Raw genomic sequence first — 23,826 nt, forward strand, 5'->3', positions numbered from 1 at the left:
TACCCTATTTATTACCAGCTCGAATGAATCCTGCAAAGCCGTTATCTTCAAAGTATGTGCGCATCATAATATAAATATCGTTACCGTATGATTGAAGTAAACTCGATTGTGCTAATTTTTTTAAATCATCGAAAGAGGAGTGACGGAGTAAATACTTTACGCGGGCTATGTTGGAAGGATTCATACTCAGAGAAGTAAAACCTAAGCCTGTCAGTAGTAATGCTCCCATCGGATCCCCGGCAAGCTCACCACAGACACAAACTGGCATGTCATATTGCCGGCAAAAAGTTTGGATCTGGTCAAGCGCTCTAATCACTGCCGGATGCATAGAATCATACACATCCGCGACTCGCGTATTATTACGATCAACCGCGAGCAAATACTGAGTTAAATCATTAGTACCCACAGAAACAAAATCGATTTTATCTGCAATATCTGGCAAGAGGTACAACATTGAAGGAACTTCCAACATAATCCCAACCGACGGCCAAGTAATATTGGGATCGTTGGCACTGACATCATTGAATGCTTGATTCAACAGACGTAACGCATCATCTAATTCTTTTACGCAGGAAATCATTGGTAGCATGATCGATAAATTTTTTGTCTCTGCGCTGGCTTTTAGCATAGAGCGCATCTGGATCAAAAAGATATCTGGGTGATCTAACGTAAAACGAATGCCACGCCAACCAAGGAAAGGGTTATCCTCTTCGATGGGAAGATACGGCAAGGGCTTATCTCCCCCCACATCCAAAGTTCTCATCACGACTGATTTATCACTATAAGCCGTTAACACCGAATGATAGAGGGCGACTTGCTCTTCTTCTGACGGAAAACGTTGCTGCATTAAAAAAGAGATTTCGGTGCGGTATAAACCAATACCATCCACGGCTTGATTGGGGACTAAATGACTTTCACCACTCAAGCCAGCATTTAACATTAACTCTATACGCTGCCCATCAAGAGTAACGGCGGGTTCAAAAATACGGTCATTAACGACTTTTGCTAACGCTCGCTCTTCATTCGCGAGGATTTTATATTCACGTAATAATTGGCGGTTCGGAGAAATAAACAATGCGCCACTATAACCATCGACGATACCACGACGCCCGTTAATATCATTAAGGTTGATCTTGACGCCAACAATAGCCGGAATGCCTAAAGCGCGAGATAAAATCGCCGCGTGAGAATTCGCAGCACCTTCTAAGGAGACGACCGCCAGCAGCTTATCTTTCGGTAAGGTCGCTAATAGTGACGCACTAAGCTCACGCACCACTAAGATGATCGGTTTATCTAAATGCTGCTGCTCTTTTTCTGTATTATAGAGAAAATACAATAAGCGCTGCCCTAACTCACGCACATCATGAGCACGCTCTTTAAGATACCCATCAGACATACAAGCAAAACGATTGGAATAAGATTCAATTACTTGGCGTAAAGCCCAATCGGCACGATCCCCTTGCTGAATATGTTCTTTCAATTCTTTTCTAAGAATCGGGTCGTTTAGTAAGTGCGTAAATAAATCAAAAATAGCCAGAGCATCTTTGTGGATCTCACTATCTAATTTTTTACGCATTTTTCGAAAATCAGCAAGTGCTCTTTCTATGGCTAAAGAGAGCCATTCTTGTTCACGTTCGACATTCACCGAGGATGCGGGAGCCACATCAGACAATCTCGGCTGAGTATTATCAAACCAAAACTCACCAATCGCCACACCTGACGAGGCAGGAATCCCATTCACTGTACGCTGCTTAGAAAGCAACCACTGCCCCTGCGTTTGCGCATGGGTCACAATGACGGCTAATTGCGCAGCCAATGTGATTAAAAAAGAGACTTCCATTTCACTAAACAAACGTGGGGTTTTCTGTTGTACAACAAGAATGCCCAATACTTGTTTACGATGGATAATCGGAGTGGCAAGAAATGCGTTATACACTTCCTCGCCTAATTTCTTAAAGTACTTAAAATGAGGGTGCTTATAAGCTTCAGCAACGTTTAACGGCTCTGCCGTGCGTTTCACAAACCCCACTAACCCCTCATCAAAGCCAATATGAATTTTATCGCCTTTAAACTGCAAACCTTGAGTGGCCATCAACTCTAGTCTTTGATGCTCTTCATTCGCTAAATAGACAGTACAGCAATCGGTGCCTATAGCCGCGCACGTCTGCCGAACAAAAGTATTTAATGCTTCATAAACATCATCGACTTTTGAAACTTGTTCCACTATCTCTCTTAGCTGAGCAAGCATATGAATTGTTAACCTCTTCTTTGTTTACGTCGCCCTTTCGAGCGACGCTCCTTAAACGGCATCGCGATTGCAGCAAATTCTTTCATGGCCCGGCGGTACACATCACGTTTAAACGACACAACTTGCCTTACTGGATACCAATAGCTGACCCAGCGCCATCCGTCGAATTCTGGTGATATTCCACGCTGCATATTTATCTTAGACTCATCACATTCCAGACGCAGTAAAAACCATTTCTGTTTTTGCCCGATACACACAGGTTGAGAATCCCATCTAACCAATCGTTTGGGTAATTTGTATCTTAACCAATGACGACTGGTCGAGATGACTTTCACATCCTTTTTTGTTAAACCGACTTCCTCATAAAGCTCTCTATACATGGCTTGTTCTGGCGTTTCACCATCATCAATGCCTCCTTGAGGAAATTGCCATGAGTGCTGTCCGTATCGTTTCGCCCAGAATACTTGACCATGGTTGTTGCATATTACGATACCGACATTGAGTCGATAACCATCGCCATCTATCACTGGCAAACCTCTAAAATATTCTTAATTAACCTGATTTTTCCACATATCCCCAATAGGAGCAAATGTACTAGTGTGATTCAGACGATATTTATGCCCAACAGGCCATATTTCTTTAAAAAGTCGTCATATTTAACTTATCAACAATTATTTGCGAACTAGCGCACATTTATTCACGTTTTCTGTGAATAAGTGTGTGAAGAAGCGTCTATCTCGTTTAAAAAAACATCAAAGCGAACAAAAAAGATCCTGCGTTAATTGTTTTAATCTTAATATAAAATCAATGTAAAACAAAAAGTTAAATAAAAATATACGCATAATTTTTGTTTGTGTATAAAAAAAGATCAACCCACTTTTTAAATTGATTAAAGATCCACCAGATATAGGGTTATCCACACATAGACACCACACTCCGTTTAAATCACACGCAAGTCGTGGTTTTTATTACGCATATCACCCTGTTTATCTACACAGTAGTTTGTGCAACAAATTATCAACCGCCTTTATCTGTGGATAAAATGTGCATGAAGATCTTCTGCACCGATCATCGCTTTGGTGTAGGATCCCTGCATCAAGACTTCGATTGATAAAGTATACTGCTAGCCATGAAACCAGAACCAAATACCGAACAAGAACTTTTACTCCGTGCTCGCGCCATTGCAGGCCTAACTTTTGCTGAACTAGCAAAAGAAGCCGGCTTTAGTGTTCCGCCAGATCTACGTAAAGATAAAGGCTGGGTTGGGCAACTACTCGAGTGGCACTTAGGTGCAACCGCTGGCAGCAAACCCCAGCAAGATTTCGAGTCATTAGGCATTGAACTCAAAAGTATTCCGATTAGCCATAGCGGATTACCGTTAGAAACGACGTTTGTTTGTGTTGCACCATTAACTGGAATCCATGGTATCACTTGGGAAACCAGTCATGTGAGAAATAAACTATCACGCGTATTATGGGTTCCCGTCCAAGGAGAAAGAGAAATTCCGTTGGCTGAGCGCCGCGTCGGTTCACCTCTAATTTGGAGCCCTTCGCAAGAAGAAGATGCGCAGTTAAAAGCGGATTGGGAAGAGCTGATGGAATTGATTGTATTAGGAAAGTTTTCGCAAATTAGCGCACGGCATGGTGAAGTCATGCAACTAAGGCCAAAAGCTGCCAATGGGAAAGCCTTGACGGAAGCCTATGGCCAACAAGGTAAACCAATAAAAACTCTCCCAAGAGGTTTTTACCTGCGAACCCAATTTACCGCCCAAATACTGCAACGCTATTACGCCTGTTAACTGGTCGTTTATTTTTCAAGTAAATGTGCCAAAGATCCAATTCAAGTTATGTTTGTATTCCTTTTATCATAACGATTCGCTTATAGTGAGCAACAAATAGGATCGAAGAAGTCTTCATAAACACAGAATGACTTCAATAAGATAGGTTTGATGTGCGACGATAATTTCATTCATACACGATTCGCACTGACAAGGGAGTGTTATGCAGTATACCAAACTAGCAAATTCAAATTTAGAAGTGAGTAAAATTGCTTTAGGCACCATGACCTTTGGCGAACAAAACACGCAAGCAGAGGCTTACCAACAATTAGATTATGCACTAGAACGTGGGATCAATTTGATTGACACTGCTGAAATGTATCCTGTTCCCCCTAAACCTGAAACTCAAGGTTCAACGGAAGCATTTATCGGTAACTGGATTGAGAAATCAGGTAAACGTGAAAAAATCATTTTAGCCACGAAAGTCGCTGGCCCACGTAACGTCCCCCATATTCGAGATAATATGGCATTGGATCACCGTAATATTCATCAAGCTATTGATGATAGCCTACGCCGTTTAAAAACCGATTATATCGATCTGTATCAATTACATTGGCCACAGCGAGTAACGAATACCTTTGGAACGCTAAGCTATCCTTACCCCAATGAAAAAAGTACTGTCTGCTTACTCGAGACATTGGAAGCAATGAACGACTTAGTTAAAGCAGGAAAAGTCCGCTCAATCGGTGTGTCTAATGAAACGCCTTGGGGCTTGATGAATTATTTACATTTAGCGGATAAACACGATCTCCCTAAAATGGCGTCAATTCAAAATCCATACAATCTGCTCAATCGTTCTTTCGAAATCGGTCTGTCTGAAATTACGCATCAAGAAGGCATTAAACTGCTTGCTTATTCCCCGATGGCGTTTGGTATTTTAAGTGGTAAATACCTTAATGGTGCTCGTCCAAACGGCGCAAGGTGTTCATTATACGAACGTTTTAAACGCTATTTCACTCCGCAAGGCATGAAAGCGACACAAGCGTATGTTGATCTTGCACTCGAATATGGTTTAGACCCAGCACAAATGGCGCTAGCTTTTGTAAACCAACGTCCATTTGTCGGGAGTAATGTCATTGGCGCAACTTCGTTAGAGCAATTGAAAGCGAATATTGATAGCTTAGATATCGTATTAAGTGATGAGCTTCTACAAAAAATAGAAGGTATCGCGACTTTATATTCTAATCCTTGTCCGTAACTGTTTTATCGGGCCAGTGACACTCGTCACTGGCCCGAGCAAATTACGTCAGTATTCGCGACGATATAATACGGCGAATGTGATACAAACGACGCTCAATTTTTGCTGATTCTGGTCGGGTGTGCATTGTTAATACATAGCCAGATCGATCAAAGCCAATATCACGCAGCAAAAAGTCCGTCATAAATGGCAGATGTTGAGCTTGTTTACGTATTTGACTTTGCCAACGACGCTGCTCTAAACGAATATCCGCACGAACGAGCAATACAGCTACTTTTAAATATAAAGATTGAGACATAATAATTTCCTATGATTCAGTAAAGCTGAAAAATAGGCAGCCATATAACGATACTTACTTAAAGTAATGCTCACTTAAGCATACGATAAATACGTAAAGCCGTATAGATATGAATAGAGGGGTTTATCCTCAATACATGCTGCCCTTCCGCAGCCTGCTTGAGGTTACGGACTAATTAGAGGGTTTGCTTATTGTGGTTTTTAATGGAAACATACCATTAGTCCGCCACAGGTATCGGTGCATACCGACATAGACACAGCAGATGCGCTTGCAATATTCATTAGCATTGTGTGCCTCCTAGCAAAAAATTAGTCCAAGTAAATGTTAATCAGATATTAAATCTGATGTATAAATAGTACCCGATTAATCATATGAATCAAGTGACATTATGTATAATAATTTAAAAGGCATAAATACTCTGGTAAAAATAAAAAACACTCGGTAAAAACGAATTTATTCCGAGTGTTTTCTCTATTTTCAGTTATATATACCGTTAACGTGCATTAGAAATAGATATCTATAACGTATAATGCGTATCAGAGATTAATTGATGCTTATTTAATAAACGATACATAGTCGCACGCGATATCCCCAATTCTTTTGCCGCATGCGATACCTGCCCCCCATTCGACTCCAAGACCATTAATATCGCTTCACGTTCAGAGTTTTCTCGAATAGTTTTTAAACTTTGCTTTTTAGCCACACGCTTGGGCAAGCCGAGATCAGCTTCATAAAGCATGACTGTTTCTGACAGTAATACACTACGCTTAATTAAGTTCATTAATTCACGAATATTACCAGGCCAAGTATACTCAGACAGCGCCTTTAACGCATCTTCAGAAAAACTTCTTGCGCGAGCATTATACTCTTTAGAATACACTTGCAAAAAGTGTTGAGCCAAAGCACTAATATCACTAGAACGCTCTCTTAAGCTTGGCACGTTAATGCGCAACACATTAATATAATGATAAAGTTCTTCAGAAAAATCGCCCGATAACAGCGCCTTTTCAATATCTGATGAATTAGAGGCAAGTATACGCACATCGACCTCACGCGTGCCTTGCCTTGTTTCAATGCATCCTTCTTGGAGAAATTTAAGTAAATTTAACTGTTGACGTTTTGGTAGCGTGACAATGTCATTTAATAACAAAGTCCCACCATCAGCTTGTAGAGACATAATCTCTTCGTCAGTCTCACTCTCAATTCCAAATAATGCACTTTCAAGGCGTTTTTCTGACATTGCGCGGCAATTAACAGAAATAAATGGCTTTTGAGCACGAGAAGATGTTTGATGAATCGCTCGCGCTACACGCTCTTTTCCTACACCAGATTCACCGCATAATAGCATGGTGACATCTGTTGGGCCGATACGTTTGACCTGCTCACGCAGCTTTTTCAATGTATCTGAATCACCAATCAGGCCTAAATCATTCGTTTGACCAAAATTAGGCCATACTCTTTTTTCAAGCTTTAACATACCCAGCTGATGGCCAATTGTACTTAATAACTGAGCATCAGGAATGGGAGCGGTGAAAAAATCAATACAAAAATTGACTATAAATTGGCAAATCGTATCTGACGATAATTGCGCCTCACGAATAAAGGCTAACCAACGTACGTGCTTATGATTACTGACTAAATTAGCGATACCATTAAGACTGAATTCATCGTTACTTAAATCAATAATGCCAATACATGGCCCTGTCTCACTAAATAAGACATCAGCTTTACGAAGATCAGAGCACAGCTGTCCATTCCAACCGGCTTGCTCTAATACTGATAGCCATGGCTCATACGTTCCCCCAACGAGAATCAATGATCCTGACTTTGAATCCATACGAAATTGTGTTCCCATGTACCCGCTTCCTTATCTAACCTCAAATTGCTGCGTGACTTTCGGCATTACACAGGCCTCGCTACAATAACGAGACTTTTGATTTGAGTCTGTCTCATTTTTAAGATTAGTCGGCAATTTGTGTTTATCCATTTTAAAATATTTAACAATACTCAATTGTACAAACACTAGAATACCGTATGGTAAATAAAAAAACCGCCAATTTGGCGGTTTTTTTTTATGAGGCTAATTCGACTTAATGCTGAGGACGCATTGCTGGGAACAAAATAACATCACGAATTGTATGAGAATTGGTAAATAACATCGCCAGACGATCAATACCAATACCTTGTCCTGCCGTTGGCGGTAAGCCATGCTCTAAAGCGGTAATATAGTCAGCGTCATAGAACATCGCCTCATCATCTCCCGCGTCTTTAGCGGCCACTTGCGCTTTAAAACGTGCGTCTTGATCTTCTGCATCATTCAATTCTGAGAAACCATTAGCGACTTCACGCCCACCAATGAAAAATTCAAAACGATCAGTGAAGAATGGATTATCGTCGCTACGGCGTGCCAATGGGGAAATATCAGCTGGGTAACCTGTGATGAAAGTCGGCTGGATTAATTGAGGCTCAGCGGTTTCACCGAAAATCTCTTCTAGCAATTGACCACACGTCCAGAATGATTCAACTTCAACACCAACGGATTTCGCAATACTGACCATAGTGTCACGGTCTTGTACTTTGTCGTTATCGAGCGCTTGAATATCCACATGTTCTGGGTTGTATTGCTTAATAGCATCTAACATGCTCAAACGTGCATATGTGCCACCAAACTCAACAACTTCGTCACCATATTGTACTGATGTAGAACCCAATACACTTTGCGCTGCATGGCTGAGCATCTCTTCAGTTAAGTTCATCAGATCTTTATAATCCGCGTAAGCCTGATAGAACTCCATCATAGTAAATTCTGGATTATGACGAACCGATAAACCCTCATTACGGAAGTTACGGTTGATTTCAAACACCCGGTCAAAGCCGCCAACAACCAAACGCTTCAAGTACAACTCAGGCGCAACACGCAGATACATTTCAATATCTAATGCGTTATGATGAGTAATAAATGGACGCGCCGTTGCACCGCCAGGAATGGCGTGCATCATTGGCGTTTCAACTTCTAAGTAGCCATGTGATGACATAAATTGACGGATAGCGCTGACCAACTTAGAACGGATAATAAACGCTTGGCGAGAATCATCATTCACTATAAGATCAACGTAACGCTGGCGGTAACGCATTTCTTGGTCAGTTAGACCATGAAACTTTTCAGGTAATGGGCGTAATGCTTTGGTTAACAGTTCATATTCAGTCATATGAACATAAAGATCACCACGACCAGATTTATCTAGCGTACCTTTCACACCGATGATGTCGCCAATATCCAAGCCTTGATATTTTTCTTTCAATTCTTTTTGCACATCTTTTGATGCGTAAGCTTGAATACGACCTGTGGTTTCTTGTAATACGATGAATGGACCACGTTTTGCCATGACTCGCCCTGCAATCGCAACGACATGGTTTAACTCTGCTAGCTCTTCTTTGGTTTTTTCACCGAATTCTTTTTGAAGATCACCGGCAAGGCTGTCGCGACGAAAGTCATTTGGGTGGCCGTTCGCCTTAGAATCCTTACGGATGTGCTCTAGCTTACTGCGACGTTCTGCAATCAGTTTGTTTTCTTCTTGCGCGAGTTGAGCTTCGCTCTTTTCGTTATGAACAGCATCAGTCATTTTGCATGTACCCTGTTATTTGTCGGTAAAAAGTTTAAAGGCCAGATTTAAGGCTAGCTTCAATAAATTTATCTAAATCACCATCGAGAACCGCTTGTGTATTACGGTTTTCAACACCTGTACGAAGATCTTTAATACGCGAGTCATCAAGTACGTATGAACGGATTTGACTGCCCCAGCCGATATCTGATTTTGCATCTTCATTTGCTTGTTTTTCAGCATTTTGTTTCTGCATTTCGTATTCAAACAATTTCGCACGCAACTGTTTCATCGCTTGGTCTTTGTTTTTATGTTGTGAACGATCATTTTGACACTGTACCACAAGGTTGGTTGGTAAGTGGGTTATACGAACAGCCGATTCAGTCGTGTTAACGTGCTGACCACCTGCACCAGAAGCGCGGTATACATCAATACGTAAGTCTGCTGGATTAATATCGATTTCAATATTGTCATCAATCTCAGGATAAACAAATGCAGAAGCAAACGAGGTATGACGACGACCGCCTGAATCGAACGGAGATTTACGGACTAAACGGTGAACTCCCGTTTCTGTACGTAACCAACCGTAAGTATATTCACCAGAAATACGCACTGTTGCCGATTTCAAGCCAGCCACTTCACCTGCTGAAACCTCAATCACTTCAGCTTTGAAACCTTTCGCTTCAGCCCAGCGTAAATACATACGCAGCAACATTGAGGTCCAGTCTTGGGCTTCGGTTCCGCCAGAGCCCGATTGAAGATCAATATAGCAATCGGCTTCATCTTGCTCACCAGAGAACATACGACGAAATTCAAGTTTTTCTAATTGTGCTTCTAAAACCGCTAATTCTGGTTCAATCTCATCGAAAGTTTCTTGATCTTCAGCTTCAACTGCCAGTTCTAGCAGCCCTTCAACATCATCAACCCCTTGATCAAGTTGAACTATCGTATTCACGATCGCTTCCAATGCTGAACGCTCTTTGCCTAACGCTTGTGCTCGCTTAGGTTCGTTCCATACATCGGGTTGCTCTAATTCTGCATTGACTTCTTCTAGACGCTCTTTCTTCGCATCATAGTCAAAGGTACCCCCTCAGGATATTTGTGCGCTCTGACACATCCTGAAGACGAGTTTTAATTGGATTGATTTCAAACATATTAATTTAGTACTTATGAATAGAATTTAACCGGAGAATTCTACTGAAAAACCGCGTCAGAATACAGGAAAAAATCACAGTAATTCGTTGCTCTCAGCGTAAACGCCACTTTTTGATAAGCAGCAAAACGTGTTTCATTGACACGCTAAACGGTGTTTTTATTGCAAGCATAATAAACGAGTCAACGCAAAAAAAGGCAGTGAAAACTCACTGCCTTTCGTTATGACATCATCTTAATTAGGATTCGGTGCTACAGCGTCGTATTTGTGTTCTGTGTATCAGATTTCCCCACAAAGAACATGCCGATTAAAACAACACAAGAAGGACTTAACCATCCTAACCCTTTATCAAATAATGGTAAAAAGCTTAACCATGAAACATCCAGTCCTGATACTTTGGCTGCATCAAACAACGCAAAAATAAACGCGACGGATAAAACTGCACGATAGGCTAAAACCGGGTTTGGTAAATAACGACGAATAAATGCTAGCGCAACCAATGCTATCGCGACAGGGTATAAAGCAAACAACACTGGAATCGAAATCGAGATCAATTGATTCAAGCCAACGTTTGCCACCAAGGCACACGTCACGCCAGTGATCACTACCCACTGATGATAAGACAAGCGACTGATACCACTGAAATATTCAGAAACAGCAGAAAGTAATCCAATCGCGGTCGTCAAGCACGCCAAAGTCACAATGATCGATAGCACAACCTGACCATATCCACCAAACAACGCTTGTGTGTATAGGCTTAATATATCACCGCCGTTAGCAGCTCCACTTGCAATACTTGAGCTTGTTGCGCCTAGATAAAATAATGAAATATAAACAAACGCTAGGCCCGCAGCCGCAATAAATGCTGCACTGATCAAGTACTTAGTAGTGGCTTTCTTATCAGTAATACCTTTACTGCGTAGTCCTTCAACAACCAAAATGCCAAACATTAACGATGCGAACGTATCCATCGTGTTATAGCCTTCAAAAAAACCCGTAGTAAAAGGCGCTACCGCATATTGCTTCTGTGCGGCCATTAACCCACCTTGAGGATCAATAAATACCGCAACCGCTAATATGGCTAAACAAATAAACAATACTGGTGTCAGTAGCTTACCAATCATATCGATGAGTTTGCCCTGCGACCATGCAAAAAACATCGCGACCGCAAAAAATACCACAGAGTAAATCGCAAGCGACGATACACCTGGATTATTTAGCAAAGGTTTTACGCCCATCTCATAAGCGACTAACCCTGTTCTTGGTGCCGCAAAAGCAGGGCCAATGATAATAAACATAAGGCTAGCAATAACGGTTGATACTTTCACCGGAAGATCTTTGGTTAAGTGTCCCCAACTACCACCAGCAATCGCAACGGCAATAATCCCCGCTAACGGTAAACCGACGGCTGTCGCCAAGAATCCACTCATGGCAGGCAACAAATTATGCCCCGCTAACTGTCCAGCTTGTGGTGGAAAAATAATATTACCTGCGCCCAAAAAGAACGCAAAAAGCATAAAGCCTATAGCAATAATATCTGTTAATTTTAAACGCTGATTCACAGATAATCCTTAATTATTTATTGATTTGATATTGTGTTTGGTGGGTTGGGTCGATACATTCTCCCAATCTGGCGCGAATAATGAAGAATTCATGCACAATTAGCAACACCTAGGCAATAAACACTATATTAACCCAGACAACAAACAAAAAGGCAGTTAAAAACACTATATTAAACCTAAATTATCAGCATAAAAAACTAAAACAATTCTATATCACATTCAAAACAATCAGAATAATCACCCAACCAAGTCAATAAAGTCAGATAATTTATCTTAAAATTATCTTTAGGATAATATAAACAGTTGCATATCATGAATGAAAAAATCTTTAAATTTAAGCAGTTTAGTTTATTAACACCACCAGATATTGGCATGCCCATTAGCACGGATGGCGTGTTACTTGGGGCGTGGGCATTAAAAGAACCACAATCGTGCATATTAGATATTGGTACTGGCAGCGGCTTGCTCGCATTAATGTGTGCTCAAAGACACCCTGATGCGTCCATTGAAGCCGTTGAATTGGATCTCAAGGCATTTCACTGTGCATCACATAACTTTAATCAATCGCCTTGGTCAAAACGATTACACATACACTTAGACAATATATTAACCTTTGAAAATCAAAATACATTTTCAGGGATTATATGTAATCCACCTTATTTTAATACCGGCCCCTCCTCTGAGAAGATCTCACGGGCGCAAGCACGACATACCGCCAGCCTTTCCCACTCGGCTTTGCTTGCCAAGTGCGAGCAAGTTTTAGATTTACGCGGTTACGCGGCTTTCATCCTGCCAATCGTTGAAGGTGAACAGTTTATGCAAGAAGCGGTGCAAACTGGCTGGTTTATAAAACGCTGTTGCCGAGTGGCGTCTACCGAGACAAAAAATCATTCTCGCATCATGTTAGAACTGACTCGAGAACCGGTAGAAACACAACTAGAACAATTAGTTATAAGAAAAAAAGGCTCTTATTCTCAATGCTTTACAGCATTAACAAGGGATTTTTATCTTAAGATGTAGAAATTAAGATGTGATCTGAGGCAGAATCCCCCTATAATGTGCGACTTATTTTTACTGGGCATTCCATACCCTGCGGAGACGACACTGTGATCAAAACCTTTGCTGACCTAGAACTGGACTCAAACATTGTTGAAGCAATCGAAGAAATGGGCTTTTCTCGCCCAACTCAAATTCAAGCTGAAGCAATCCCCCAAGCCTTGGATGGTAAAGATGTCTTAGCATCGGCGCCAACAGGAACAGGAAAAACGGCGGCCTTCGTTATTCCTGCACTGCAATATCTACAGGACTTCCCACGCCGTAAGCCAGGACCAGCACGAGTGTTGATCTTAACGCCAACCCGCGAATTGGCGATGCAAATTACCGAACAAGCTAAAGCCCTAGCGAAAAATACGGACTTTAAAATTTTCACCATTACAGGTGGTGTTCAATACCAAGAACACGCCGATCTTTTAGCACACACGCAAGATATCGTGGTTGCGACTCCTGGGCGTCTTCTTGAGTACATCAAGGCTGAGCGTTTTGACTGCCGCGCGATCGAATGGCTCGTACTAGATGAAGCCGATCGCATGCTAGATATGGGCTTTGCCCCGGCTGTCGATCGCTTATCTAATGAATGTCGCTGGCGTAAGCAAACGCTCTTATTTTCTGCCACGTTAGAAGGGAAAGGCGTTGAAGGATTCACAGAAGATCTGCTCAGCGATCCTGCGACGATTGATGCCGATCCATCTCGTCGTGAACGTAAAAAGATTTCTCAGTGGTATCATCGCGCTGACAACATGCCACACAAATTAGCGTTACTAAAGCATATCCTCATCAATCAAGCGGAACGCACCATCATTTTCCTCAAAACACGCGAGCGCCTTGCTGAATTACGTGCGGAAATGGATAAAGCGGAAATCGCGTGTGCATGGATCCAAGGTGAAATGCCGCAAGATCGTCGTAATAATGCGATCTCACGCTTTAGCAGTGGTGAAGTTAATGTATTATTAGCAACCGACGTCGCGGCCCGCGGCCTTGATGTGCCAGATATCAGTCACGTGATTAACTTTGATATGCCACGTACTGCTGACATCTACTTACACCGTATTGGGCGTACCGCTCGCGCAGGTAAAAAAGGCAATGCTATTTCATTAGTTGAAGCGCACGATCAACCAATGGTTGAAAGGGTCGCTCGCTATATTCAAGAAGATATCAAAGAACGTTTTATTAAAGACATGCGCCCAACGCATAAAAAATCAGTCTTTAAGAAGAAAAAGAAAAAAGATCCAGCGAAAGCAAAAACCAAAGCAAAGCCAAAAAAGAAAACCGCTAAAAAGAAGTAATTTATCAATCACCATCACTTCATTAGTAATAAAAAAACCGCTGAATTTTCAGCGGTTTTTTGCTTCTATCGTCGAGATTAATGTTCGCGAGTTGCCCGGAAATCAACGTCAGGAAAACGCTCTTTCGCTAAGTTTAAATTCACCATAGTCGGGGCAATATAGCTAAGATTATTACTCCCATCTAATGCTAAATGACTTTGGTTTTTACGTTGGAATTCATCCAGCTTTTTCTCGTCGTCACATTCAACCCAGCGCGCGGTAGCAACGTTAATCCCTTCATACATCGCATCGACATTGTATTCAGACTTTAAGCGAGCAACCACCACGTCAAACTGCAGCACACCCACCGCGCCAACAATTAAGTCATTGTTTTGTAATGGACGAAATACCTGTACGGCGCCTTCTTCTGACAACTGTACTAACCCTTTGAGCAATTGTTTTTGCTTTAATGGGTCACGCAGGCGAATACGACGGAACAGTTCCGGTGCAAAGTTAGGAATGCCAGCAAATTTATGGTTCTCACCTTGAGTGAAAGTATCACCAATCTGGATGGTTCCGTGGTTATGCAGCCCGATGATATCCCCTGCAATCGCTTCATCCGCTCGAGCACGATCCCCTGCCATGAACGTTACAGCATCGGAAATACTGACTTGCTTACCGGTACGAACATGGGTCATTTTCATACCTTGTTTATACGTACCAGAAACAATACGCATAAAGGCAATACGGTCGCGGTGTCTTGGATCCATGTTTGCTTGAATCTTGAATACAAAACCACTGAACTTATCTTCTGTCGCTTCAACTTGACGCTCGTTTGTTTCACGAGGTTGAGGCGCTGGCGCCCACTCTGTCAAGCCATCAAGCATATGATCGACACCAAAGTTGCCTAATGCCGTACCAAAGAAGACAGGAGTCAATTCACCAGATAAAAATAACTCTTCATCAAATTCATTCGATGCCCCCATCACCAGTTCAAGTTCTTCACGCAGTTGCATCGCAAGCTCTTCGCCTACTGCATTATCTAGTTCTGGATTATCAAGACCTTTCACAATGCGTTCGTCTTGAATGGTATGACCATGTCCTGTTGAGTATAAAATCGCTTCATCACGATGAATGTGATATACCCCTTTGAACTCTTTACCACAGCCTATCGGCCATGATACTGGTGCGCACATCATACCCAGCTCTGTTTCAACTTCGTCTAGAAGCTCCATTGGATCACGAATATCACGATCAAGTTTGTTCATGAACGTGATGATTGGTGTATCGCGTAAGCGCGTTACTTCCATTAATTTACGGGTACGATCTTCGACACCTTTTGCAGCATCGATCACCATTAAACAAGAGTCGACAGCCGTTAGTGTACGATACGTATCTTCAGAAAAGTCTTCGTGTCCTGGAGTATCTAATAGATTTACAAGGCAATCATGATAAGGAAATTGCATCACTGATGTCGTTACCGAGATACCACGCTCTTTTTCCATATCCATCCAATCGGATTTAGCATGGTTACTCGAACCACGACCTTTTACTGATCCAGCAGTTTGAATGGCGTGTCCGAATAACAGGACTTTTTCAGTAATCGTTGTTTTACCCGCATCCGGGTGGGAGATGATCGCGAAAGTACGGCGCTTGGCGACTTCGCTAACTAATACACTGTTCGACATGTAAAACCAATCTTGTTTATGACCTAAGCTGCCAAAGCACCCTAAGTATTCGGTTCGAATTTACCGCGTATTTTCCCCTATATTCGGCTTTTGAGCAACTGAAAGGCCTTTATCTAGTAAATAAAGTCCAAACTTTACAGCGAACTCTTGTTTATCATCTATAATTTTCTAGTGTCTGAATTAAACTAAAAAGGCTTATGTCAAACATCAAAACTAGACAGTCACTTGCTGCAAAACAAGCACTTACTGTATTTATCGTTTCCATGCTACTCGGTGTGGTTTTCAGCCTTAAGTACACAATTCTCGATCTGAATAACGAGAAAACACGTATTGCCGAACATTATCGTTTTACGCTCATGCAAAACTATAATACGGCTAGTCAAGCAGCTTACCGACTCAATCCAGTATTAGCTGAGCAGATAGCGGCAAATTTGATGACTGACCCAGCAATTCAAAGAGTGAGTTTGAAAGATGACTTTGACGATATTTTATTCACTAAAGAACGTGAATCAGTTGATAACTCTTATTTCAGCCAATGGTTAGCTAAATACATCACACCTGAATCATCCATCTTTTCTACGCCTTTACATCAACCTGGTTCTAAAACGATCGTTGGGCAACTTAGTTTTAAAATTCACGCCAATAAAATAGCTGATAGCTTCATTGCCGATCACTGTAAGTTGCTTTTATTCGATTTATTTAGAACATGTTTATTGACGGTAATCTTGCTGGCATTTTTCTACGTCAAACTATCTAGACCAATCGTACAACTAACCCAGTGGGTACAAGAGCTACACAACACTAAAACACCACTTCCAGCGTCACTACTTAAAGGAAGTAATGAACTTAAAGCACTGGCGAATACCTTCTATTCCATGTGGGTTGAGCGTGAAGAGGCTGTCGAGCAGTTAAATCATTTGGCCTACTATGACTCGTTAACTCAATTAAATAACCGCAGCATGCTAATGAAGGTGCTGAACCAATCCATTGATACGAGCTTGAAAACAGGGACGAAATGTGCACTGCTTTACCTCAATTTAAATCGTTTCAAAACCATTAACGACTCTCTCGGTCATACTGTCGGTGACAAGCTTCTTATTGCGGTTGGTCAACGTATAGACGAATGGGCACATTATAACTATACCGTGGCACGTATTGGTGGAGATGAATTTGCGGTACTACTGCCCGCTTATGATCAAACGAATGTGGATCATATCGTCAATGATTTATTAGGTGAGCTATCGCAACCTTATATGATCGATGCTCATCAATTATATTGCACCGCCAGTATTGGTATCTCGTTATTTCCCGATGAGACCGTGCATTGCAATATCGATGTATTGCGTCAGGCAGATACCGCATTATTTAGAGCCAAAAGCAGTCGGCAACCTTATCGGTTTTACTTACCTGAAATGCAATCGCAAATTGCCGCATTTATGGATATTGAGAAAGGGTTGCATCATGCAGTAAAAAACCACCAATTGGAGCTTTACTATCAACCTCAGGTTAACAAGCACAACCATATTATCGGCGTCGAAGCCCTGGTACGTTGGAACCATCCGACACGTGGCATGCTGCCACCTGGTATCTTCATGCCTGTAGCAGAAGAAACCGGACAAATCATTGATATTGGTAACTGGATACTGACAACGGCATGCCATCAATATGCCCAGTGGCGCGATGATGGCGTATTACCCGAGCATTTTAAGCGGTTAGCCATCAACATTAGTCCACTCCAGTTTGCACAAGAGTCCTTTGTTGAGTTGGTCAAAACAGCGTTAAGCGATGCCAATATTTCGGGAGAGAATATTGAACTAGAAATCACGGAAAATCTTCTGCTCGAAAATGTCGACGGTGCTCGTGACAAGATGAGTCAGCTCAAAGAGCATGGACTCTATTTTTCAATCGATGATTTTGGTACGGGCTATTCCTCACTACGCTATTTGAAATATCTTGATATCAATGGACTAAAAATCGATCGCTCTTTCATTACTAACCTACATGAAAGCAATAGTTCACAAGCTATTGTCGATACTATGATTATTATCGCACAAAGGCTTAACATTGACGTAATAGCTGAAGGTGTAGAAAACCAACATGAGTTAAACACCTTATTAAGTATGCAGTGTGAGCACTTCCAAGGGTACTTTTTTGATAAGCCTCTCCCTGAAGAAATGTTACGAGAACGATTTAGTCAAGTTAGCTATGCACCGACGTCTCAGTAGTCGATAAATCATAGGACATAATTACAGCCGCTTCCCTACCAGTTTCGGTAGGATAATAATTCTTGCGGCGACCTTGTTCTATGAAGCCAACTTTACGGTATAAATGAATAGCGGCCACATTACTTTCCCTGACCTCTAGGAAAATAGTGCTTGCCTGCTGCTGAGCAGCATCAATCAACCCGTTTAGTAAGCGCCGACCAAGACCTTTACCTTGATAACTTGGCTCTATGGCAATATTCAGCAGCGATATTTCCCCGACCACATTTTGCGCGTAATAATATCCTACAACGTGACCGTCAACCAAAAGCACTTGGTTACACTGCATCGGGCTCTGCCAAGCAAATATCGACATCATTTGCCAACAATGAGCATGTGATTTTTGCTCAATTTCCCAGATATCATCAATATATTCATCTTGAAAAGGTAATATCTGAATGTTCATTGCTGACCTCTGTAAGCACAAATTTGCTGCCACAACTCTCGGCGATGCTGGGTGTTACCATTTATCTCTTCAACATAAGGAGAAATAAGCTGTTTACTTAGGTTATGCTGCTGAGCAGAACAGCCTGCAAACCATACCCACTCAATCGTCGACAGCTCAACTAAAACGAAGTTATCCGGTGTTACTCTGCAAACCTGATCTAACGTTACATCAAAAGTCGCAAGAATCCGTTCAAAAAAAGACAAATCAGCGTCTCTAAGCGCTTTATCCGTCACCAAAAGTAGACAACACTTTTGAGGCAATTCTAACTTAGCGGATTGCACACCGAGCATTCGTTCGGGATGTATAAGCTCCCATGGTTGAATGCCCATTTCATGTAAATACGAACCAAACGACTGTGACATAATATATGTTCTATTTAGAGTGGACACGTATGCTAGCAAATATGCTGACACTCGCTCAAGTAAAGCAAAACATTAACGCATTTGCGCCAATGCTAAACCATCAAATTCGTCGCCAAACGATAAGTCGCCCTGAGGAAAGGGTTGTTCATTAAAACTAAAAATCTGCAATTTTTTCGAAAAATCTAACGTAACATGGCGAAAACCTAATTTTTGCCAAAAAGAGGAGTTATCGGCTACCACACAGCCAGGATAACCGAATTCAATTAATGAATTTAATCCTTCTTTTACTAACTGAGTCGCTAAACCTTGACCTCGGTATTGTTCATCTATGCACACAAGCGAAATGACTTGCCAGTGGCTATCTTCCCCATTAACAATCAGTGGGCTAAACATTATATAGCCTATTTTTTCACCTTCATCAGTACACGCCACTAGGGACAATGTACGGCGACCATTTTCGCGAAGCGTTGTGACCAACGACACTTCTTCGCTAGAAGAAAATATTGATGAGAGTAACTGTTTGATAAATAGAATATCGGCGGGAGCTTCAGTACGTATTAGCATTCATAACCTCTGAAATAGGATTGAGTATAAACATCGTTTTATGCCTTAAATATCCCCATAGGGAAAGTAAACTCTGCATCAACACAAAAATTCACTTTATACATTTCATGATGTCGCTTAAAAAACTTAAAAAAACAGTGAGATAAGTAAAAAGATAGCGTTCAATAAACCCATCATTCATATAAAGCACTCGACTTACTTTCCTAATTTAGAGATTAATGTAATACCCCTCTTCTCGCTCCAAACACACAAAATAATAAGCTTATAATATCATTTTCGTGATGTTCTCACTAAAAAATCAGTTGATTCTCATTAATAGTCACTTGAAGAGCAATGACTACCTGTAAATAATAAAGTTTCTATGTAAAAATATCGCACAAGTATATATTGAAGATCGCAAAGCTGGCATAATCTTTTACATAGCATAGGAATGATTATTGTTTCTATCATAAATATTCCTTAATGTAGAAATAGCAGCCCAAAAAATTCAAACGACATCGTTTGAATGAGTGAATGATACCGGTCTCTTCAGCTTCTATGCTAGAGAGCAATAAAAGTACATAAATATGCCAAGCTATTTATTGACTCCCTTATAAATAGCATAAAGAAAAGTTGGTAAGGATTTCATGCCTGAGCAAACATTATCGGACAATTTGCAATACGGGTTTACAACGTTAGCCGCAAGCAATACGTTCTTTTTTGCTATTCTAGATGCTGCTCATCATTATAACATGGTGAATGAGCGTTATGCTGAGCTATCTGGCTTGTCAGTGGAGAAATTAAAAAACTCTAATGATTACAATACGTTCGGTGAATCATATTATAACTCATTACTGCCACATTACCGATTGGCTTTTCAAGGTCAAACGAGTGAGGGCGAAGTTGAGTTATACCGCAATGGGTACTCGTTGACGTTACAGTTTTCGCTGACGCCATTATCACACGATGGCACTGTCGAGCACATTCTATTCCAAGCTTTCGATATCACTGAACAAAAACAACTATTAAACTCGCTACATGAATCAGAAAGCAAATTTTTAGCATTATCTGCATTGCTTAGCGATGGATTGTTGGTCGTTGAAAGTAATATCATTTTATCAGCTAACGCGACGGCTGTTCGACAGCTCGGCTTTGACGATACCCACTATATCCTGGGAGAAGAACTCTCTCATTTACTGACTTTGCCCAATTCAGATACCCCATTACCAGACACTTTTATTGAGCATGCTGCTTCCCCCTTATTGTGCCAAACCAACGCCCATAAAGCGGTTAAAAGGACTTTATCAGTCTCTGCTACTCCAACTCAATTATGGGGCGATCAGTCACATATCATTCTCTTAAAAGAAACCACGAGCAAAGCAGATAACGATAACAAAACGGTGCCTATTAATACCTTAGGTACCCATATCGACCCATTAAGCGGACTAATTAATCGCTTCGGCTTTACGCAGCGACTAGAGCAATTCATTCATCATGAAATTCCTGTACTCATGCTGTATATCGACCTCGATAACTTCAAAAGTGTCAACGATTCATTGGGGCATCATATTGGCGATAAAGTCATTCGGGAAATTGCCGCTCGTTTAAAACGTATTTTACCGAAACACGGGGTACTTGGTCATCTAGGTGCAGATGAGTTTGCGATTATTTGGCCAAACCCAGAATATACTCGCGCAGCAGAAATGTTATCAGATAGAGTGATAACATTGATTAACCAGCCGTTTGATTTACAACACTTTAGCAAACGCATGTCTTGTTCGATTGGCAGCGTGGTATATCCAGAGAATGGGGCAAACTCTCGCACCCTACTACAAAATGCTGACACAGCAATGTTTGAAGCCAAAGAACGCGGACGCAATCGCCTTGTTACGTATCATTCAAATATGAATAAAGCAGCAAGAGCCCGCTTATGGTTAGAGATTGAATTACAAAAAGCCCTACAGAAAAATGGACTCGATGTATGGTATCAACCCAAAGTGGATGCAAAAACACAAGAGATCAATGGCGCAGAAGCGCTTGTTCGTTGGAAACACCCTGTTGAAGGCTACATTAGTCCTGGTTCATTTATTCCTGTTGCAGAAAAGTCTGGGTTAATTGATCATCTCGGACGAGTTATCATTCGCGAAGTTTTTAATACTGTAAAACGCTGGAAAAAGAAGAATATTTTACCTGGAAGAGTGGCTATCAATCTCTCTCCTGAACAATTCGGTAATCGTGAATTATTAGAGTTTCTAGAGCGCCAACTCAACTCAACAGGAATATCACCAAGTTGCATTACTTTTGAGTTAACTGAAAGCGCGGTCATGAGTAACAATCAGCATACACAAGAGATGTTGCGAGCCATAAAAAATATGGGCTTCGCTTTATCGATTGACGATTTTGGTACCGGTTACTCTTCGTTAGCGTACCTAGCTCGCTTTCCTATCGATGAATTAAAAATAGATCGGGGTTTTATTAATGATATTCAACAATATCCAAAACAAATTACGGTTATAGAAAATATCATTAATTTAGGGAAATCTTTAGATTTAGAACTGGTTGCGGAAGGGATTGAGACTCAAGAGCAAGCAACACTGTTAGCACAGTTGAACTGTAATACCATTCAAGGATTCTTTTACCACCGCCCTCAACCCAAAGAAGAAGTAGAAGAACTGTTTATTCGTCACTATCAGAAAAAGAACTCTCACACTCAATAAAGTATTAATATTAATACTTTATTGAGTAAGACTCAGCAGCCGTTATCATTAATCCTTGACCATTAAGAGCGGTGCAACACGCTATCCAATAAATGGGCTTCTTCATCACTCATGCTTGCCGTCATCTCTAACGCCATCAAAGCATGTACACGGCGATCATTCGCGAGTTTTTGCTTTCCTAACTCCGTAATACTGACACGACCTAATTCAGACATAATCAAATAATGTTTTTCACATAGAGTGTCAATATCAGCTTGAGTCGATTGTATATCGCCCTCTACCTGCGTCGCTAGATAATCCACTGAACATGCACAATCTGCGATAAGTACAGCATCTAAGTAACGATAATCTATCTTATTCATCTGAGAAATCGGGTCAATATCACCATGAGTACGACATATTTTTGCAGAAAAACGTTCTAATTGTTCTAAATTCATAATCTAACTCACTCTCTATCAGGGCTGAGAAATACCTCATAGAGTACCAACATAAGGTTTCACGCTAAAAAGAAAGCGACTCTAACGAGTCGCTTAGTAATAGTCAATCAGATCCAATCAGGCTCTATTATTTCTGTTTAGCGGCATGTTGAGCCGCGTGGACACGACGTAAATGCTTGTAAATATTTTCCAACTCTAAAAATGAATACCGGTATTCAACATACTCATGAACATTAAGAGAAATCGCTAATTTGAACAATGATAACGCATGGGCATACTGCCCCTCTAACTGATAACGTTTACCTAGATAAAAATACGTTTCTGTCAGTCGCTGTGCAAGCAACTCATTATCATGGGTGGAATCGAGAATCGCTTTGATAACTTGCTCTTCCGTCATTTCATGTAAAGTCAGTGCGACTAAATTCCATCCCCACTGTTCATTATGAACACTATACTCATTGAGTAGGTTTTTTTTGGCTTGCTGAGCATCTTGCTGGTATTGCATAAAATAAACCCAAAGCGCATTAAATGGGTCATGAGGCTGTTGTTTAGCCAATTTCCCCATATCCTCAAGACCTAACTCGGGACGCTCACCATAATATAAAGCCACCGCTCGATTACGCAGTGCAAAAGCATTTTTCGGGTCTAGATCTAAAGCGGAGTCAAACGCATCATATGCAGCATCATGTTTATTCACCCCAGTATAGAATACACCTAGCATATTAAATACGGCCGGTTGTTTGGGGTTAATCGCTATCGACTTAACAAAATCTAGGCGGGCCAAATCCTGTAGTCCAACATTATCATACGCATTTCCCCGTTGGTTTAGCATACGAGAGCGTACATTATCGCTGATATCTTGACGTTGTAATAGCTCACTTAGGCGTGCAATTTGCACTTCATCCTTGACAGAATTCTGTAGCGGAATAGCCATCGGTGCATAAATCCATTGCGTCTTAGACGCAGATTGCTGTGCACATCCTGCTACCAGTGCCATTGCCGCACTCACCGCTAGGGTACGAAACCACTTCACAGATACTTACTCCTGTTATCCTAAATAGACACGTAATGCCACAATTACAATGACATTACTGAAATAAACGAACACTCCTACCAATAAAAAAGGGAGCGTAATTAAACGCTCCCTTTAT

19 protein-coding genes are annotated in these 23,826 nt (G+C 41.2%); 6 read left to right on the plus strand and 13 right to left on the minus strand.

The annotated features are described in order from the left end of the window. Nucleotides 1-4: 4 nt before the first annotated feature. Nucleotides 5-2,248, minus strand: a complete 2,244-nt coding sequence (gene ptsP, locus OCU30_RS09770) for a phosphoenolpyruvate--protein phosphotransferase (RefSeq protein WP_077315688.1) — start codon at nt 2,246-2,248, stop codon at nt 5-7. Nucleotides 2,249-2,256: 8 nt separating this feature from the next. Further along, nucleotides 2,257-2,775, minus strand: a complete 519-nt coding sequence (gene rppH / locus OCU30_RS09775) for an RNA pyrophosphohydrolase (protein WP_077315689.1) — start codon at nt 2,773-2,775, stop codon at nt 2,257-2,259. A 602-nt stretch (nt 2,776-3,377) separates the two neighbouring features. Between rppH and mutH the strand changes: the two genes are divergently transcribed. Further along, on the plus strand, nt 3,378-4,046 hold the full coding sequence (gene mutH / locus OCU30_RS09780; RefSeq protein WP_077315690.1) for a DNA mismatch repair endonuclease MutH: 669 nt from the start codon (nt 3,378-3,380) through the stop codon (nt 4,044-4,046). A 202-nt stretch (nt 4,047-4,248) separates the two neighbouring features. Then, complete coding sequence (locus OCU30_RS09785; protein ID WP_077315691.1) at nt 4,249-5,283, plus strand: NADP(H)-dependent aldo-keto reductase; 1,035 nt, start codon at nt 4,249-4,251, stop codon at nt 5,281-5,283. Nucleotides 5,284-5,326: 43 nt separating this feature from the next. On the opposite strand, the gene OCU30_RS09790 is transcribed toward OCU30_RS09785, so the two are convergent. The 5 genes from OCU30_RS09790 to brnQ all read right to left on the minus strand — a co-directional run bounded on the left by OCU30_RS09790 (nt 5,327) and on the right by brnQ (nt 11,898). Continuing rightward, entirely contained in the window at nt 5,327-5,581 is a 255-nt protein-coding gene (locus OCU30_RS09790) for a hypothetical protein (protein ID WP_077315692.1), read from the minus strand. 517 nt (nt 5,582-6,098) lie between these two features. Continuing rightward, nucleotides 6,099-7,436: a cyclic-di-GMP-binding transcriptional regulator VpsR gene (gene vpsR, locus OCU30_RS09795; RefSeq protein WP_077315693.1), complete on the minus strand. Its 1,338-nt coding sequence runs from the start codon at nt 7,434-7,436 to the stop codon at nt 6,099-6,101. A gap of 235 nt (nt 7,437-7,671) precedes the next feature. Next, a complete protein-coding gene (lysS, locus tag OCU30_RS09800; RefSeq protein WP_077315694.1) occupies nt 7,672-9,204 on the minus strand; it encodes a lysine--tRNA ligase in 1,533 nt (510 codons plus the stop codon). A 34-nt stretch (nt 9,205-9,238) separates the two neighbouring features. Beyond that, nucleotides 9,239-10,337, minus strand: a protein-coding gene (gene prfB / locus OCU30_RS09805; protein WP_139343503.1) for a peptide chain release factor 2 whose coding sequence is annotated in 2 segments (ribosomal slippage) — nt 9,239-10,261 and nt 10,263-10,337 — 1,098 coding nt in all. Because the reading frame shifts where the segments join, the coding sequence is not laid out codon by codon here. A 250-nt stretch (nt 10,338-10,587) separates the two neighbouring features. Further along, a complete protein-coding gene (brnQ, locus tag OCU30_RS09810) occupies nt 10,588-11,898 on the minus strand; it encodes a branched-chain amino acid transport system II carrier protein (RefSeq protein ID WP_077315695.1) in 1,311 nt (436 codons plus the stop codon). A gap of 309 nt (nt 11,899-12,207) precedes the next feature. On the opposite strand from brnQ, the gene OCU30_RS09815 reads away from it, so the two are divergent. Together OCU30_RS09815 and srmB are read left to right on the plus strand one after the other, a co-directional pair. Then, nucleotides 12,208-12,918 carry a tRNA1(Val) (adenine(37)-N6)-methyltransferase gene (locus tag OCU30_RS09815; protein ID WP_162494408.1) on the plus strand — a complete coding sequence of 237 codons (711 nt, stop codon included), beginning with the start codon at nt 12,208-12,210 and terminating at the stop codon, nt 12,916-12,918. Nucleotides 12,919-13,004: 86 nt separating this feature from the next. Then, on the plus strand, nt 13,005-14,240 hold the full coding sequence (srmB, locus tag OCU30_RS09820) for an ATP-dependent RNA helicase SrmB (protein WP_077315696.1): 1,236 nt from the start codon (nt 13,005-13,007) through the stop codon (nt 14,238-14,240). Nucleotides 14,241-14,317: 77 nt separating this feature from the next. Here the strand turns inward: srmB and prfC are convergent, their stop codons facing one another. Continuing rightward, nucleotides 14,318-15,907, minus strand: coding sequence for a peptide chain release factor 3 (gene prfC / locus OCU30_RS09825; protein ID WP_077315697.1), 1,590 nt, complete (start codon nt 15,905-15,907; stop codon nt 14,318-14,320). A gap of 197 nt (nt 15,908-16,104) precedes the next feature. Here prfC and OCU30_RS09830 point away from each other — a divergent pair, with 197 nt between their 5' ends. Next, nucleotides 16,105-18,132, plus strand: a complete 2,028-nt coding sequence (locus OCU30_RS09830; protein ID WP_077315698.1) for an EAL domain-containing protein — start codon at nt 16,105-16,107, stop codon at nt 18,130-18,132. Here the strand turns inward: OCU30_RS09830 and rimI are convergent. From rimI to OCU30_RS09845, 3 genes are all read right to left on the minus strand, one after another. Continuing rightward, on the minus strand, nt 18,107-18,574 hold the full coding sequence (gene rimI, locus OCU30_RS09835) for a ribosomal protein S18-alanine N-acetyltransferase (protein WP_077315699.1): 468 nt from the start codon (nt 18,572-18,574) through the stop codon (nt 18,107-18,109). The genes OCU30_RS09830 and rimI overlap by 26 nt on opposite strands. Continuing rightward, nucleotides 18,571-18,978, minus strand: coding sequence for a DNA polymerase III subunit psi (locus OCU30_RS09840; RefSeq protein WP_077315700.1), 408 nt, complete (start codon nt 18,976-18,978; stop codon nt 18,571-18,573). Before OCU30_RS09840 ends, rimI begins: the two co-directional genes overlap by 4 nt. A gap of 72 nt (nt 18,979-19,050) precedes the next feature. Beyond that, nucleotides 19,051-19,542 carry a GNAT family N-acetyltransferase gene (locus tag OCU30_RS09845; protein ID WP_077315701.1) on the minus strand — a complete coding sequence of 164 codons (492 nt, stop codon included), beginning with the start codon at nt 19,540-19,542 and terminating at the stop codon, nt 19,051-19,053. A 626-nt stretch (nt 19,543-20,168) separates the two neighbouring features. On the opposite strand from OCU30_RS09845, the gene OCU30_RS09850 reads away from it, so the two are divergent. Then, nucleotides 20,169-22,238 (plus strand): sensor domain-containing protein, encoded by a 2,070-nt coding sequence (locus tag OCU30_RS09850; RefSeq protein WP_077315702.1) that lies wholly within the window; start codon nt 20,169-20,171, stop codon nt 22,236-22,238. Between the two features lie 62 nt (nt 22,239-22,300). Here OCU30_RS09850 and OCU30_RS09855 read toward each other — a convergent pair whose 3' ends face one another. Both OCU30_RS09855 and nlpI read right to left on the minus strand, forming a co-directional pair. Next, complete coding sequence (locus tag OCU30_RS09855; protein WP_077315703.1) at nt 22,301-22,675, minus strand: hypothetical protein; 375 nt, start codon at nt 22,673-22,675, stop codon at nt 22,301-22,303. Between the two features lie 127 nt (nt 22,676-22,802). Further along, nucleotides 22,803-23,708 carry a lipoprotein NlpI gene (gene nlpI / locus OCU30_RS09860; protein ID WP_077315704.1) on the minus strand — a complete coding sequence of 302 codons (906 nt, stop codon included), beginning with the start codon at nt 23,706-23,708 and terminating at the stop codon, nt 22,803-22,805. Nucleotides 23,709-23,826: the final 118 nt, after the last annotated feature.

It is taken from the genome of Vibrio palustris (genome assembly GCF_024346995.1).
GTDB lineage: Bacteria > Pseudomonadota > Gammaproteobacteria > Enterobacterales > Vibrionaceae > Vibrio > Vibrio palustris.